This window comes from Gloeocapsa sp. PCC 7428 (assembly GCF_000317555.1).
In the GTDB taxonomy this organism is placed as follows: domain Bacteria; phylum Cyanobacteriota; class Cyanobacteriia; order Cyanobacteriales; family Chroococcidiopsidaceae; genus Chroogloeocystis.
In genome coordinates this window covers 1-15,281 of record NC_020051.1, presented here as the reverse complement: position 1 = coordinate 15,281, position 15,281 = coordinate 1, and the positions used below count along the sequence as shown (strand labels likewise).

The following is a 15,281-nucleotide window of genomic DNA, read 5'->3' as shown; positions in this document are numbered from 1 at the left end:
GGGGGGTAACACATGGAAAACGCAACCTTAAAACTGCGAGGCATGAGTTGTGCCTCCTGTGCCAACAACATTGAAGAAGCAATTCGATCGGTTCCCGGTGTTGAAGTATGCAGCGTCAACTTCGGAGCCGAGCAAGCATCTGTCACCTACGATCCGAGTAAAACGGACGTAGCCGCGATTCAGGAAGCGGTTGATGCGGCAGGATATGCAGCTCAACCCATGCAAGATGATGTGCTTGCCCCCGAAGATGATGCGGAACGACGAGAACGACAAGCCGAGAACCGTAAGTTAACTCGTAAAGTCTGGGTCAGTGGTGTTGTCAGCGCCATTCTGGTAATTGGCTCACTGCCTGTTATGACAGGCTTACCCATTCCCTTTATCCCCATGTGGCTGCACAATCCCTGGTTCCAGCTCGTCCTCACAACTCCCGTATTGTTTTGGGCAGGAAGTGAATTCTTCGTCAATGCTTGGAAAGCCTTAAAACGCCATACCGCAACGATGGATACGCTGGTGGCGATCGGCACCGGAACCGCTTATCTTTACTCGCTATTTCCGACATTTTTCCCTCAGTGGTTCGTGAACCAGGGGCTGAGTCCGGATGTGTACTTTGAGGCGGCAGCCGTCATTATTGCCTTGATTCTGTTGGGAGGGTTGTTACAGAACCGGGCAAAGGGACAAACCTCTGAAGCCATTCGTAAGCTGATGGGGTTGCAGGCGAGAACCGCACGAGTGATTCGCAATGGGCAAGAAGTAGATGTGCCGATCGCACAAGTCGTGTTGGGAGATGTCGTCTTGGTACGTCCGGGTGAAAAGATTCCGGTGGATGGCGAGATTGTCGATGGCTCCTCCACCATTGATGAAGCGATGGTCACGGGAGAGAGTATTCCCGTTAAAAAACATCCGGGCGATGAAGTGATTGGCGCAACGATCAACAAAACAGGTAGCTTCAAATTCCGAGCAACGCGGGTGGGTAAAGATACTTTCTTAGCGCAAATTGTGAAGCTGGTGCAACAGGCACAGGGTTCCAAAGCTCCGATTCAGCGACTTGCCGATCAGGTGACGGGATGGTTTGTGCCTGCGGTGATTGCGATTGCTATTCTCACGTTCATCCTCTGGTACAACATCATCGGTAACGTTACAATAGCATTGATTACCACCGTTGGTGTACTAATTATTGCCTGTCCCTGTGCGCTGGGATTAGCGACACCCACCTCGATCATGGTGGGTACGGGAAAAGGAGCCGAGAACGGCATCTTGATCAAAGGAGCAGAAAGCCTGGAAATGGCGCATAAGCTCCAAACGATCGTCCTTGATAAAACAGGGACAATCACGCAAGGAAAACCCACTGTTACCGATTTCGTCACAGTGAATGGTACAGCCAATCGCAACGAATTAAAATTACTGCAATTAGCTGCATCGGTGGAACGCAATTCCGAACATCCCCTTGCTGAGGCAGTTGTGCAATATGCCCAAGCTCAAGGTGTGGAATTAGCAGATGCGCGAGAATTTGAGGCGATCGCTGGAAGCGGCGTACAGGGATATGTATCAGACCGTTTGCAAATACATTTGCCTCAGGCACAGCAACAGAGCCAAATGCATTTGGTGCAAATTGGTACGCATCGTTGGATGAACGAGTTGGGCATTGATACGAGTGCTTTGCAGCAACAGTGGGAACGATTGGAATACTTGGGCAAAACCGTCATTTGGCTTGCCGTAGATGGCAAAGTTGAGGGCATTATGGGGATTGCCGATGCCGTTAAATCCTCTTCGGTTAATGCAATCCGCACCTTGCAAAAATTAGGCTTAGAAGTGGTGATGCTGACTGGAGACAACCGTCGTACCGCCGAAGTGATTGCGCGGGAAGTGGGGATTGAACGAGTGTTTGCAGAAGTGCGTCCCGATCAAAAAGCGGCAACCGTAGAAAAAATCCAATCAGAAGGCAGAATTGTGGCAATGGTGGGAGATGGTATTAACGATGCGCCTGCTCTCGCTCAAGCGGATGTCGGGATGGCAATTGGCACGGGAACGGATGTGGCGATCGCGGCCAGTGATATCACGCTGATCTCTGGGGATTTGCAAGGCATCGTGACTGCAATTCAACTTTCTCGCGCCACCATTCGCAACATTAAACAAAACCTATTCTTTGCCTTCATCTACAACGTGGCAGGCATTCCGATCGCGGCTGGCATTCTCTACCCGATCTTCGGTTGGTTGCTCAGTCCAATTATTGCGGGTGCAGCAATGGCATTCAGTTCAGTGTCGGTTGTGACGAATGCGCTACGTCTGCGGAACTTTCAACCTAAAACACGGAGTTAGATGAAACGGACGAAAGCAGGAGGAAATGACAATGCTCAAGACAATAGCGTTTTTTGGAACACTCATAGGATTCGGTTTTCTGCTCGGTGTGATTTCCGGCTCAATCTTAGGGACACTTGGATAGGAGGATTTCTCGATGGTGAAGAAAACAACAATCATCAGTGGTATTGCAAGCTTGGGATTAGTGCTAGGAGTAGCATCTAGCAGAGCGGTTGCACAAATGCCTCACGACATGAGCGACATGCAGCCGACTGAACAAACCGGACAATTTCGCCGCATTGATCAACCTATTGCGAATAAAGTAGCGGTAACACTGGGTGGATTAGGGTTAATTGGGTTGGAACTGTGGTGGTTTCTGCTCAGTAAACCAAAGTCGCGTAAGGCAACCACTCAGGGCGGAGTTCAGGAGGTGACTGTCAGAGTCGATGGTGGATATGAACCGAGCCATATTGTGGTGCAAGCTGAGCAACCCGTGCGATTAAACTTCGATCGCAAAGATCCCAGCAGTTGCTTAGAGGAGGTACGTTTCCCTGATTTTCGTATCGCCCAAGAGCTACCACTCAACCAAATCACCCCAATCGAGTTTACGCCTGATAAACCTGGCAGATATCAGTTTACCTGCGGCATGAATATGTTTCGAGGTGTGGTGGAAGTGCAGTCTGCAAACGGAGGTATGGCAATGGCGATCGCCTCTGTTCCTCAACCTACTCATCACTCTGATCACACTCATCACGCGGATCAGTCTACGGTTTCAGCCTCTGGTGTTGAAGCGATAATGACACCAGCAGGAATCCAACAGGCAACCATAACCGTTGCGAAAGGGTATCAACCAAAGCGAGTCATCGTCGAAGCTGGAAACCCCGTTCGTTTGCATTTCGATCGCCAAAATCCCAGTAGTTGCTATGACCAATTAATGATTCCAGACTTTGCGATCACGGTGAACCTTCCACTCGATCAAACAACAACGGTGGAATTTACACCAGAACAAGCAGGCGAGTATGAGTTCATGTGTGGCATGAAGATGAATCGTGGTGTGATTGAAGTGCGAGCTTCTAATAGCACTAGTGATGGGAAGGTTATTGCTCAAACTTCAATACAGGTGAGGTAGGCGATGTTTGTTCAGTGACAATTGCCCTGCAACGCCCCTTGACTCTCTAGTAGACTAGAGAGTTTAGGATAGAAGAAAGAACACTAGAGGATGGTGTAGTCGGTATGTTAGTTCAACACTCTCCTAAATTGATTGGTTCAGTTGCAAAAACAAGTGGTATGCCGATCAAAACGATTCGATACTACGAAGAGCTAGGTTTACTGAAGACAACTGGGAGAACTGAAGGTGGATATCGCTTGTTTAACTCAGATGTGTTCTCTCGGTTGAGCTTCATCAAGCGTGCCCAAGGATTAGGATTAAGTCTGTCGGAGATTAAGGAATTTCTAGATGTTTACGACCAGGGCGACCTACCGTGCGATCACATCAAGGTAAAGTTGGAAGATAAGCTGGAGGCGATCGAACAACAAATCCAGCAACTGCAAATTCTCAAACAGGAATTAAGAGGATTACTATCAGGTTGGGAAACCATTCCTGAACATCCTGAAGATACCATTTGTCCAATTATTGAACGGGTTTAATCAGTGTGTTTCATGCCTAAGTCCCACTAAACCGAACACCTTTAGGGCTGGCAGGAGGTTATGATTTTCATGATTAGAGCGGATCAACTGATTAAGGCGAACCCGTTCAATAACAACATTTTAAAACCCAAACAAAAATAGAATTTTTTTGAGTTTTTTGTGAGATCATCGTGACTCTTTAGCTAACTAGAGACTGAAAGTGAATTTATCTCAGCAAGCAAGTTATAAATTGATCCAAAAGCTGTTCGACTGAGCTAAAAACCAAGTTGACTCAGACAAAATTAGCTATCTGGTACCGAAATTACATTAGCGATCGCCTCAATCAAGCTATGCATTTATCTAATCTTTTAGAACATTTACTCTCAGCTAACAGCACTGATAGATCCTGTTAGTTGCCTTTCATTCGATGATTTTGTTCCTAATCGTTATTTTCCTTGGAGGTAATTATGGCTAAGATTGCTTTGTTTTATGGAACTCAAACAAGCAACACGCAAACCGCAGCAGAATTGATTCAAAAAGAGTTTGGTAGTGACGCTGTTGTAACACTACAGGATATCTCGCAAACTGAACCTAACGACTTTAATGAATATCAGTACATCATCATTGCATGTCCGACCTGGAACGTAGGAGAGCTACAGAGCGACTGGGAAAGTTTCTACGACGATCAGCTAGATAACATCGATTTTAGCGGAAAGAAAGTTGCATACTTTGGAGAAGGCGATCAAATTGGCTATCCCGATACTTTCCAGGATGCAATGGGAATACTGGAGGAAAAAATTTCTGAACTTGGTGGCGAAACGGTTGGCTACTGGTCTACTGAAGGATATGAGTTCAGTGATTCTAAAGCACTCCGAGACGGTAAGTTTGTGGGGCTAGCCCTAGATGAAGACAACCAGTCTGAACTAACAGAAGAACGCATCAAGGCTTGGGTTGCTCAACTCAAGACTGAGTTTGGGCTGTAGCTTGCTGATTATAAATGATGAGAAAAAAGCTTGACTCTCCAGTTTACTGTACAGTTTCCAGTGATGAACAGTTGAGCCAGGATCATTGCTCTGGCTGCAATGCCTTTAAAAAGATTGTGCCTCCTCGTGCATCAGGATTGCAGCATTTGTACTAGCTGGCAGATCGAGTATCACAATTGTGGCAGCCTTCAACACAATTTTTAACCTCCAGGAGGTAAATTATGACTGTTATGAATCGAAAAACTAAAAATACGACTGCTACATCCGTTACTGTTTATCGGATGTCTATGCCTGAGCATGAGTGCCCTTGGGGACTTCGTGCGATCAAATTGCTTCAGGAGCAAGGTATGGAATTCGAGGATGTTAAACTCCGATCGCGCCAAGAAGTCGATCAGTTCAAAGCAAAATACGGTGTTGCCACTACCCCTCAGATTTTCTTTGGTAAAGAACGAGTTGGAGGTTACACAGATTTGGCAGAACGGCTAAAGGTAGAAGCAGAAAAAGCCGAGTATTCCTATACTCCAGTCGCTGCGGTCTTCTCGACGGCCGGACTAATGGCGCTTGCCACATCGCTTGGAATTCCTGGCTTCATGGGATTTTCGCTCTCAATGCTGGCTTCGCTCAAATTGATGGATATTAACGCTTTTGCCGAGAGCTTTGAAAAATATGACCTCGTCACCAAGCGCTTCAAGCCCTATGGAAAAATCTATCCCTTTGCTGAGTTACTAATTGGGCTTGGGTTTCTCTCTGGCGTTGCCCCGCTTGCTACTGGAATTGGGTCATTGATTGTTGGTGTGAGTGGTGCAATTTCGGTCTTCAAAGCGGTCTACATTGATAAGCTGGCGTTAAATTGCGCTTGTGTGGGCGGTAACTCTAAAGCACCACTGGGTGTCGTCAGTTTTGCTGAGAACGCAATCATGGCAGTGATGGGTGGAGTGCTAACCTTTTCTGCATTGTCAGAGGCAAATATTCAGTCGATGCGAAGTCTAGAAGCATTGCCTCCAGCGGTGGTGCAGCTACGAGAAGGAAACTACGAAGCTAAATGAGTAGGATGATTGGGGTTGAGTTATGGAATCATCTGATTTTTCTGCAATGAATTCATCTTCTCAAAGGGCTTCAGTCCGTCCTCGTCGCTTTCGCCTGGGGTGGTTGCTAGGACTGCTGTTGCTAGGGGGCGGTGGGCTGGGAGTTTGGTGGGTTCTGGCTCCGAGTCGTGAGCCAGTTCCTGCAACTGCCCAGCAACCGGCGATGCCCGTCAAAACCTTGACCCTACAGCCGCGCCTCATTCAGGAGAGATCGGAGTTCATCGCTAATGTGCGATCGCGCCGTTCCGTAACATTACGACCTAGAATTCAGGGTCAAATTACTCAGATTTTGGCGACCCCCGGAGAACGAGTTACTACCGGAACCGTACTCATTCAAATTGATCCAGATGAACAACAAGCGGCTGTCAGCAGTACCAGTGCAGCAGTAGAATCGGCTCAAGCGAATGTGAAGAATGTCAGAGCTATATTGCGCTCGCTCGAAGCTGAACGAGTATCTAAATTATCGGATGTTGAACTTAATCAACAAGAATATGAACGCTATGCGGCACTGGCTGAAGTGGGAGCTGTTTCGCAACAGACACGAGACCAGTATGCTAACCGCATTGAAGTCGCGCGGGCTAACCTCAATGCGATTGTAGAACAAATTCAAGCGCAACAAGCTGCCGTTGTTCGGGCTGAGAAGGCAGTACAGGAAGCTCAAGCACGGATTCAAGAACAACAGGTGCAGCTTCAGTATTTTCAAATTGCGGCTCCGTTTGCAGGTGTTGTAGGCGACATTCCTGTGAAAGTAGGTGACTTCGTAGATACCTCTACCGAGTTGATCAGCGTTTCAGAGAATGATTCGCTAGAGGTAAATTTTTCAATCCCGGCTGAGCAGGCAACTCAACTGCAAGTAGGCAGCCCAGTTGAGTTATTCGACAGCCAGGGTCGCAAATTGGGAACTAGCCAAGTTTTTTTCATTGCTCCTAACACAGCTAACACAACGCAATCTGTTCTTGTCAAAGCCTCGCTTGACAATTCTGATGGGCAATTGCGAACCGATCAATTTGTGCGGGCAAGCGTGATTTGGAATCAGCAACCCGGTGTACTTATTCCCACAACTGCCGTGACTCGCTTAGGTGGGGAAGCCTTCGTTTATGTGATTGAACCTTCAGAGTTAGGATTCGTGGCTCGACAGCGCTTGGTTGAACTCGGCAGCGTGGAGGGCAATGATTATCAAGTTCTTGATGGATTAGAGCCAGGAGAAAGCATTGTTACCTCAGGAGTCCTGGCTCTAAGGGATGGTGTACCGATTACCCCTGAGTCCTAGCACCGGAATTTCTAGTATTACAGAGTTAGCTTATGTTCGCTGATTTCTTCATCAAACGACCTGTTTTTGCGATCGTTGGTGCTTTGGTTATTCTAGTGGCGGGATTAGTCAGCCTGCCGACTTTACCTGTCGAGCAGTATCCTGACATCAGCCCGGTGCAAATCACGGTGACTGCAAACTATGTCGGTGCCAATGCTCAAGTCGTCGAAGACACTGTCACTACTGTGTTGGAACGGCAGATTAATGGGGTCGAAGGCATGCGGTATATGAGTTCGACCAGTAGTAATGATGGCACGAGTACGATCGTCGTCACCTTTGAGCAGGGATATGACATTGATGTCGCTGCATCTGATGTGCAAAATCGGGTACTGCAAGTGGAACCGCGCTTACCAGAAGCTGTGCAACAAACGGGCGTATCGGTATCAAAGCAGTCTAGCGGCATTGTCTTAGCAATGGCAATCTATAGCGAAGACGATCGCTATGATGACATTTTTATTAGTAATTATGTGGATCTCTATGTACTAGACCCGCTCCGGCGCATTGAGGGCGTTGGCAACATTCTTACTTTTGGCGAACGTCGTTACGCGATGCGGGTTTGGCTAGACCCTAATCGACTCGCCAGCCGTAACCTTACTGCTCAGGACGTAATTAGTGCCCTCAATCAGCAAAATATCCAAATAGGGATTGGTAGCATTGGGCAACCACCTGTACCTGATAAACAGCTATATCAAATTGACTTGCAGGCGATCGGTAGACTGAGAGACGCAAACGAGTTTGAGGAGATTGTGCTGAAGGCCGAAACTGATGGCACACTGGTGAAATTGAAAGATGTGGGTCGGGTCGAGTTAGGGGCTGAAAACTATAGCTCGTTCGCCAGCTATAGAGGACATGTTTCAGTTGGCTATCAAGTGATTCAGATTCCAGGCAGCAATGCTTTGAACATTGCAAAAGCGGTCAAGACTGAAATGCAACGATTGGCAGAGAGCTTTCCTGCTGGCTTGACCTACGACATTCCCTATGATTCTTCATTGTTTGTAGAGGCATCTTTCAAGGAAGTCGTCATCACTCTGGTTCAAGCGGTGTTGCTAGTTGTGCTGGTAATTTTCATCTTCTTACAGGACTGGCGCACCACGATCATTCCAGCCATCACAATTCCTATTTCTTTGATTGGCACTTTTATATTCGTAAAACTATTCAGCTTTTCACTCAATAGCCTGACGTTATTTGGTTTAACTTTAGCAACTGGAGTGGTTGTGGATGATGCGATCGTTATCGTAGAAGATATTTCCCGTTTAATTCAAGAAAAAGGGCTGAGTCCAGTTCGAGCTGCAATTGAAGCTATGCACGAACTATTTGGGGCAGTCATCGCTACATCGTTAGTTCTTATGGCAGTGTTTATTCCTGTTGGCTTCTTCCCTGGAACCACTGGACAACTCTACAAACAATTTGCCCTGACGATTGCCTTTGCAATCGCCATTTCTACCTTTAATGCCTTGACATTAACTCCAGCCCTTTCTGCTCTATTGCTACGTCAACAGCCTCAATCACGAGGCTGGTTAGGTTGGAGCTTTAATCGCATCAATGGGTTTCTCAATTGGCTGCGTCGTGTTTATAATCGTGCCCTTCATTTCATCATTCGGTTTAAGGGAGCCGTGCTCATCCTGTTTATCGCGTCCTTAGGGTTAACGGGTTGGCTTTACCTGCGCGTCCCACAAGCCTTTTTACCCGATGAAGATCAAGGATATTTCATCAATTTGATTCAAGGACCCGATGGCACATCCTTAAATTACACCAAACAGATTGTGGAGCAAGCGGAACAACAGTTGCTCGACGTGCCCGAAATCCGAGCAACCTTTGCCGTTGGTGGTGTAGGATTTAGCGGCAATGCTCCTAATCGAGGATTTATGTTTGCGCCCCTCCAGCCTTGGACTGAACGAACCAATCCGGAACAGACGGTATCAGGCATTCTGAATCGGGTACGAGGATCACTGATGGCGATTCCGCAAGCTCCGGTGCTGGCAATCAATCCACCGACGATTCAAAGTTTGGGCAGTGTAGGTGGTTTTGTATTTCAACTGCAAGATCGAAGCGATCGTACCACCAGTGATATTAGCACGCTCGATCAGATGAAGGGTGAACTGCTCAATCGTGCTAATCAAACCCCAGGATTGCAGGCTGTTTTTAGCACCTATACGGCAAACGCACCACAACTGTTGCTTGAAGTTGATCGCGATAAAGCGGAGGCATTGCAAGTTTCAGTCGATGAAATTTACAGTACACTGCAAACCTATCTCGGTTCGCGCTACGTCAATGATTTCAATGCATTTGGTCGCACCTATCGTGTTTATATCCAGGCAGATCAACAATTTCGTTCTAATCCAGAACATATTAGTCAGTTGTACGTGCGTTCCAGACAGGGTGAAATGATTCCTTTGAGTAACCTCATGACCATGACTCAAACAACTGGTCCGCAAACGATTAATCACTATAACCTGTATCGATCAATTGAAATTAATGGGACAGCCGCGCCTGGGTTTAGTTCTGGACAAGCTATTCAAGCCATGGAAAGATTGGCGGCTGAGGTGTTACCTCCCAACATGGGATTTGAGTGGTCAGGAATTTCTCTGGAAGAACTAGAATCTGGAGGGCAGGCTCCCATCATTTTTGGGTTAGGTGTTTTCTTTGTACTCCTGGTTCTGGCAGCTCAGTACAACAATTTTGTTGATCCACTCATTATCGTGTTGTCTGTTCCTTTGGCGGTTCTAGGAGCGTTATCAGCTCAATCTCTGCGAGAGTTACATAACGATGTATATTGTCAAGTTGGACTCGTCATGTTGATTGGTTTAGCTAGCAAGAACTCAATTTTGATTGTAGAGTTTGCCAATCGATTACGCGATCAGGGACTTTCAATTACTAAAGCAGCTATACAAGGCTCACAGGAGCGATTACGCCCAATTTTGATGACAGCCATCTCTACCCTGTTAGGCATTTATCCGTTGGTTATGGCAACTGGAGCCGGATCAGCTAGTCGCCAATCCTTAGGAACGGCAGTTTTTGGTGGAATGTTAGTTTCAACACTTTTGAGTTTATTCGTGGTGCCCATGCTCTACATCATGATTAGCAAGATTCGAGAACGATTGATGCGCTCGCCATCCATCCACATCTTTGATGAACAGGCTTGATTCAACAGTCAGAAAAGTTTTAATTGAGAGCTAGATTCTTCAGTTTACTAGAGAATCTAAGAAGCAATCTTTGAAGATTACACAATGAATCGTTTTTATAGCCGTGGCAAGCAGCAGCGGCACAAAAGTTAGGGATGACCGTTCGGAGCGTGCGCCGACTGATGCGGCAATTACGCGAGGAGGGAGTGGAGAGTATCATCCGGCGATCGCGCTCGGATCGAGGAGAAGCGCGCATCAGCTCTCAGTGGCAGCAGTTTATTGTGAAAACTTATCGCTCTGGGAATCGAGGCGGTCGGAGAATGAACCCGGCACAAGTGGCAGTGCGGGTGAAGGTACGGGCACAAGAACTAGGGACACAAGAGTATCCGAGCCACATGACGGTCTACCGCATCTTGAAGCCGTTAATCGAGCAGCAGCAGCAAAAGCGATCGCTCTTGCTGGCGACAGGACCGTTTGACGCTGAACACCCGTGAAGGATTAGCGATTGGGATCGAGTGGTCGAATCAAGTGTGGCAGGTGGATCACACCCGCGCTGATGTGTTGGTGGTGGATCAGGCAGGGCAAGTTTTAGGGCGACCTACCTTAACGCTCGTGGTTGACACCTACTCGCGGTGCATTATGGGGATGCATCTCGGCTTTGACGCGCCTAGTGCCGCCGTGGTGTGTTTGGCATTACGCCATGCGATCCTACCCAAACAATACAGTTCTGCCTATGAATTGCAGGGAAACTGGGGGACGTATGGGCTACCACAATATTTATATACGGATGGGGGGAAAGACTTTCGAGCGCAACACTTAGAGCAAGTGGCAACCGAATTAGGCATCGTACTGTGTCTGCGTCGCAAGCCCTCCGATGGTGGGATTGTCGAGCGACCCTTTGGCACATTCAATACCCAATTTTTCTCAACCTTACCCGGCTATGTCAGCAGTAATGTAGAAACGCGATCGCCCGTGGCGGAAACCGAAGCTTGTTTAACGCTAATTCAGCTAGAGCAATTGTTTGTGCGCTACATCGTGGATCACTACAACCCGGCGATCGATGCCCGTATGGGCGATCAAAGCCGCATCGGACGGTGGGAAGCCGGACGCATTGCCCAACTGTCTCTGTTAGGGGAACGCGAGTTAGACCTGTGCCTGATGCGACGCGATCACCGAACGGTGTACCGCAGTGGCTATCTCCAGTTCGCCAATCTAACATACCTTGGCGAACATTTAGCTGCTTATGCCGGAGAATCGGTCGTGCTGCGGTACGACCCCCGCGACATCACGACTGTCTTCATTTATCAGGTGCAAGAGTGTAAAGAAGTGTTTCTCACTCGTGCCCATGCTCAGGGCTGGGAAACCGAAACCTTGTCATATGCAGAAGCCCAGACACTCAGCCAACGCAAACGAGAAGCAGGCAAAGCCATTAGTAATCGATCGATGCTGGACGAAGTGCGCGATCGTGATCAGCGCGTCAAGAAACTCCAAAAGCAGCAAAAACAAAACGGGAATGCGCCCAAACCCCGCACCGCTGCTCAACCCGATATCGTAGGAACCGATGCACCCATCAGCGTATCATCCTCCCTGGTTAATTCGCCTGCAACTGAACCTGTTACCGAGTCGGAGCCAGAGACGATCAAGCCGAAGAAGTCGGTGCCCTATGTGCGGGTTTATGATTACGAAGACCTAAAACGGAAGGCAGGCTTACTGTGACACAGCGCGAGATCGAAATCATCATTCCCCCGCAACGTCAACTTGATGCGGCAACTGAGCAACAAATCGAACGCCTGCAACGTCATTGTAGATTTATCGTTTGAAGAAGTTTCACGCTATTTGTCGCCGCTGTTGCATTAAGAGATATCGATAAGGATAGCCGAAGCTTGTGCCATATGAGGACGGAAGCTAAACAGTTAAACAAAAAGTACCACGTTAAATGTCATTGTCTGGTGAGGTGTAGAATCAAGTTGCTCGACGAGCGATAATGCCTGGGTGTCCAGTCATTAAACCTGGGAACAATAGATGACGTTGAGTGAACTAGGCTAGATTAGTACCAAACTGCTGCCCATCCACCAAATTCATCTCAGTTGTAGAATGTAACCTTTTGTAGATAGAAGCCTTTCAACCGAACCAAAAGGTGTAGAAAACCGAATAAAAAGAGTAGAGGGTTCTAGGGATAGGAAACATGTTACCAGTGAAGAGGATGTGCGATCGCCTCCCAGTTGGATAAGGGCTCAAAGTCTAGGTTCAAAGCCTGACTATGTCTAGCAACATCTTCGCTCAAGATGGTAACGTGTCGGCAAGTTCCTGATTGTGGATGCCCACTGTCCGATGTCGTGATTGTAGGAAGAACGGCTGAAGAACGCGATCGCGCTTAGTAGGTTTTGCCTAAGTTAGCTTGGGAGCGATCTATGGAAGAGCAAGGAATCAAAGGCTCTAAGACAGAGGCAGATACTGTGGAACAGAGGACGCTGATCGAGGAATGCGACAAGTATGTTAAAGTTCATCTCCCAGCATCGGTTCAATATCTGGTACTCTTGCCAAAATCTGGTCAAATCTCTCGTAATCGGCAACTTGTGCTGCTTGCCGCAAGCGTGAGAGAGAGCGTTCGACTTCTAGCTGCTGGGTAATTGCAGCAATCAACCATTGCTCTAGGGGGATTTGACTTGCCGCAGCTAACTGCCGTACTTCTTGCATTAACTCTTCCGGTAATTGCAATAGATAAGAACTCATTCGCTTAAACGCTCCTTTAAATTCAAGGCTCGAACCAAAACTCCAGGCTGAATCACTGCAATGCCGAATTGTGATGTAGAGGGCAGGAAATCTCGTTCATTAAACGTGACAATTGCCGTAGCTTGAGCATTGATAGCACATTCTAAAACTCTTTCGTCATTGGGATCGCTTAGTTGCGGTCGCCATTGGAAATAGATAGGAACTGGCTTCAAAACATCTGCCAGCACTCCTAGTACCACATCGACCTCCTCTAGTGAAGTCCAAAACTGTCGTAGGTTCTCGTCGCGCTTCAACACATCAGCATATTCAAGAAAAAGGGCTTCTGAAAGACATCCAGTAATGGCTCGTTGCCTCAGAGCGCTCAGAATCAAAAAACTAGCACCTCGTCGAGAGCGTAGTGCTGCAACCAAAATGCAGCTATCGAAAACATACATCTTCAATTTAGCCAATTATTTAATTCAAAATACGATTTTCCGTGTGCTATTACTGCTGTGAAACAAAACTGTCGAATTTTTTAATGAATATTGTCGGTGTCCCTACCAAATGTGCAACGAAATTTGAGGAATGTCATGTCAAAGAGTTATAAGGAGAAGGTTGGAATCTAACCCTGAAGCTGTCAGAAGGAGTAGGATGAACCCCATGCACCAGGAGTAGGAAAGTAGCGATCACTGCTTGAGGTGTGGTGGAACTGAAACAAAACAATGCCAATGAAGGCAACCAAGTCAACCCAAAGCTGCCCCTCACCTGCACCGCGCGCGTCCAACACCAATAGCAATAACCGTACATCAAGGCTGGAGCAGATAATAACTCCTTCGATATGGCTCAAAATTGAATGCAGCTTTCCCAACGTCAAACAACTCGGTATTGCAAAAGTGTGTAATCCCGAATTAGTTTAACTTGTTGGGGAACGCCGTAGCAGCAATTCTACTACATCATGACAGAATGACAGAGCCACCAACTCAAGCCAGTCATAATCCTAGTCAGTCAACATAGCGTGCATGGCGGCTCGATTGACTGCTCTGCCTCAAGTCCAGAGACTGTGTGATGATGTGCAAATTGCCCAGAGCAATCAATTGCAAGCTGCGGGTGTGGTGGGCGACCACCTACGCTAGTAAACCAAAAGCCCGTGCCAGTGAATTGCCATCCTCTAAAGCCGATAGGCTGACAGTGCAACCAGCATGTTGTTATGTAGAGTGAGAGTGAGGTTTAGTTTTTAGATTTAGTTTAGTTTTTTAGGGGCGAAGACAGTTGAGCCGTAGCAGGCAGGAGTAGCGGACAGGTAAGTACTCAGGGCTGCGATTGCAGAGATAGCACCACAAATACTGGTTTAGGCGTACGGTTAGTCAGCAAAAATTTAGCTGTATAATAATGGCGCTCAGTGGAGCCAGACAATTTTATACGCTTAAGTAAGATAGGACTAAGGCTTGAGTTCAAAGTGAGCGATGTGAGCGATCGCCCTTCAATATCAGCAAGGCTACGAGCTAAACCCGAAATTCATCCAGGATCAGGCGAGGCATAGTAGCGGAGCTTGAGCTAGCAAGCGAGGACAGGCAAGGGAAATGACGCATTATACTGAGTACAGCAGGGCAGGCAATAGCAGAACACGGTTAGAGGCAAGGCTAGCACTTGATCGCACTGTTTGACTCAGCAATGATGAAGGCACAAGAAGCAAGTGATCGCGCTGATAGCTAGAAACAAAGTCAAACAATCGCAGTATGCTATATCAGCAACCAATAGAGGCTACGATAGGGATGCGATCGCACTGCTTTAGGCTAAAGAGCCAACCAACAATCAACAGAGCAGAGGCACTCCTACGAGCGTACAATTACTGAAAGGCGAATAAATTAAAAGTGTATATGTACAGCAATTCCTACAATCTTACAGACATATTTGTACATCTATACAGTTGTACGAGCAAGCTGTATAGGTGCATCTATGCAATGTAAATGTAAAAGCCTTGTTAGATAAGCACTCTAGACTAGCATACTCATGCCCTAAAATATCTGTATAAATCTAGGTAAGGGCGGATAAGTTGACCAAGTTGACCCTGTACAGTTAAAAATTTGACTGTATATACAGGTAAACACGAGCGTACATTGTTATATTGGAATTCCAATATAACAATGTA

At 47.2% G+C, this 15,281-nt stretch carries 11 protein-coding genes; 9 read left to right on the top strand and 2 right to left on the bottom strand.

Annotated elements, in window-relative coordinates; translation table 11 throughout:
* Positions 1-12 precede the first annotated feature (12 nt).
* The 9 genes from GLO7428_RS24675 (at position 13) to GLO7428_RS24640 (ending at position 12,136) form a co-directional block, all read left to right on the top strand.
* The gene (locus GLO7428_RS24675) at positions 13-2,316 is read left to right on the top strand and encodes a heavy metal translocating P-type ATPase (RefSeq protein ID WP_015328526.1); all 2,304 of its coding nucleotides are present in this window, start codon (positions 13-15) and stop codon (positions 2,314-2,316) included.
* Positions 2,317-2,452: 136 nt separating this feature from the next.
* Positions 2,453-3,424: a cupredoxin domain-containing protein gene (locus GLO7428_RS24670; RefSeq protein WP_015328524.1), complete on the top strand. Its 972-nt coding sequence runs from the start codon at positions 2,453-2,455 to the stop codon at positions 3,422-3,424.
* A 104-nt stretch (positions 3,425-3,528) separates the two neighbouring features.
* Complete coding sequence (locus GLO7428_RS24665) at positions 3,529-3,942, top strand: heavy metal-responsive transcriptional regulator (RefSeq protein ID WP_015328523.1); 414 nt, start codon at positions 3,529-3,531, stop codon at positions 3,940-3,942.
* 446 nt (positions 3,943-4,388) lie between these two features.
* Positions 4,389-4,904, top strand: coding sequence for a flavodoxin FldA (fldA, locus tag GLO7428_RS24660; protein WP_015328522.1), 516 nt, complete (start codon positions 4,389-4,391; stop codon positions 4,902-4,904).
* Between the two features lie 221 nt (positions 4,905-5,125).
* Entirely contained in the window at positions 5,126-5,950 is an 825-nt protein-coding gene (locus GLO7428_RS24655) for a glutaredoxin (protein WP_015328521.1), read from the top strand.
* A 46-nt stretch (positions 5,951-5,996) separates the two neighbouring features.
* A complete protein-coding gene (locus tag GLO7428_RS24650; protein ID WP_041919581.1) occupies positions 5,997-7,259 on the top strand; it encodes an efflux RND transporter periplasmic adaptor subunit in 1,263 nt (420 codons plus the stop codon).
* Positions 7,260-7,291: 32 nt separating this feature from the next.
* Positions 7,292-10,441 (top strand): efflux RND transporter permease subunit, encoded by a 3,150-nt coding sequence (locus GLO7428_RS24645; RefSeq protein WP_015328519.1) that lies wholly within the window; start codon positions 7,292-7,294, stop codon positions 10,439-10,441.
* Between the two features lie 134 nt (positions 10,442-10,575).
* Positions 10,576-10,914 (top strand): helix-turn-helix domain-containing protein, encoded by a 339-nt coding sequence (locus GLO7428_RS26315; RefSeq protein ID WP_051038541.1) that lies wholly within the window; start codon positions 10,576-10,578, stop codon positions 10,912-10,914.
* Positions 10,895-12,136, top strand: a complete 1,242-nt coding sequence (locus tag GLO7428_RS24640) for a Mu transposase C-terminal domain-containing protein (protein ID WP_051038540.1) — start codon at positions 10,895-10,897, stop codon at positions 12,134-12,136. Before GLO7428_RS26315 ends, GLO7428_RS24640 begins: the two co-directional genes overlap by 20 nt.
* A gap of 780 nt (positions 12,137-12,916) precedes the next feature.
* Here the strand turns inward: GLO7428_RS24640 and GLO7428_RS24635 are convergent.
* Entirely contained in the window at positions 12,917-13,153 is a 237-nt protein-coding gene (locus GLO7428_RS24635) for a hypothetical protein (RefSeq protein WP_015328518.1), read from the bottom strand.
* Positions 13,150-13,587: a putative toxin-antitoxin system toxin component, PIN family gene (locus GLO7428_RS24630; protein WP_015328517.1), complete on the bottom strand. Its 438-nt coding sequence runs from the start codon at positions 13,585-13,587 to the stop codon at positions 13,150-13,152. Before GLO7428_RS24630 ends, GLO7428_RS24635 begins: the two co-directional genes overlap by 4 nt.
* Between the last annotated feature and the right edge of the window lie 1,694 nt (positions 13,588-15,281).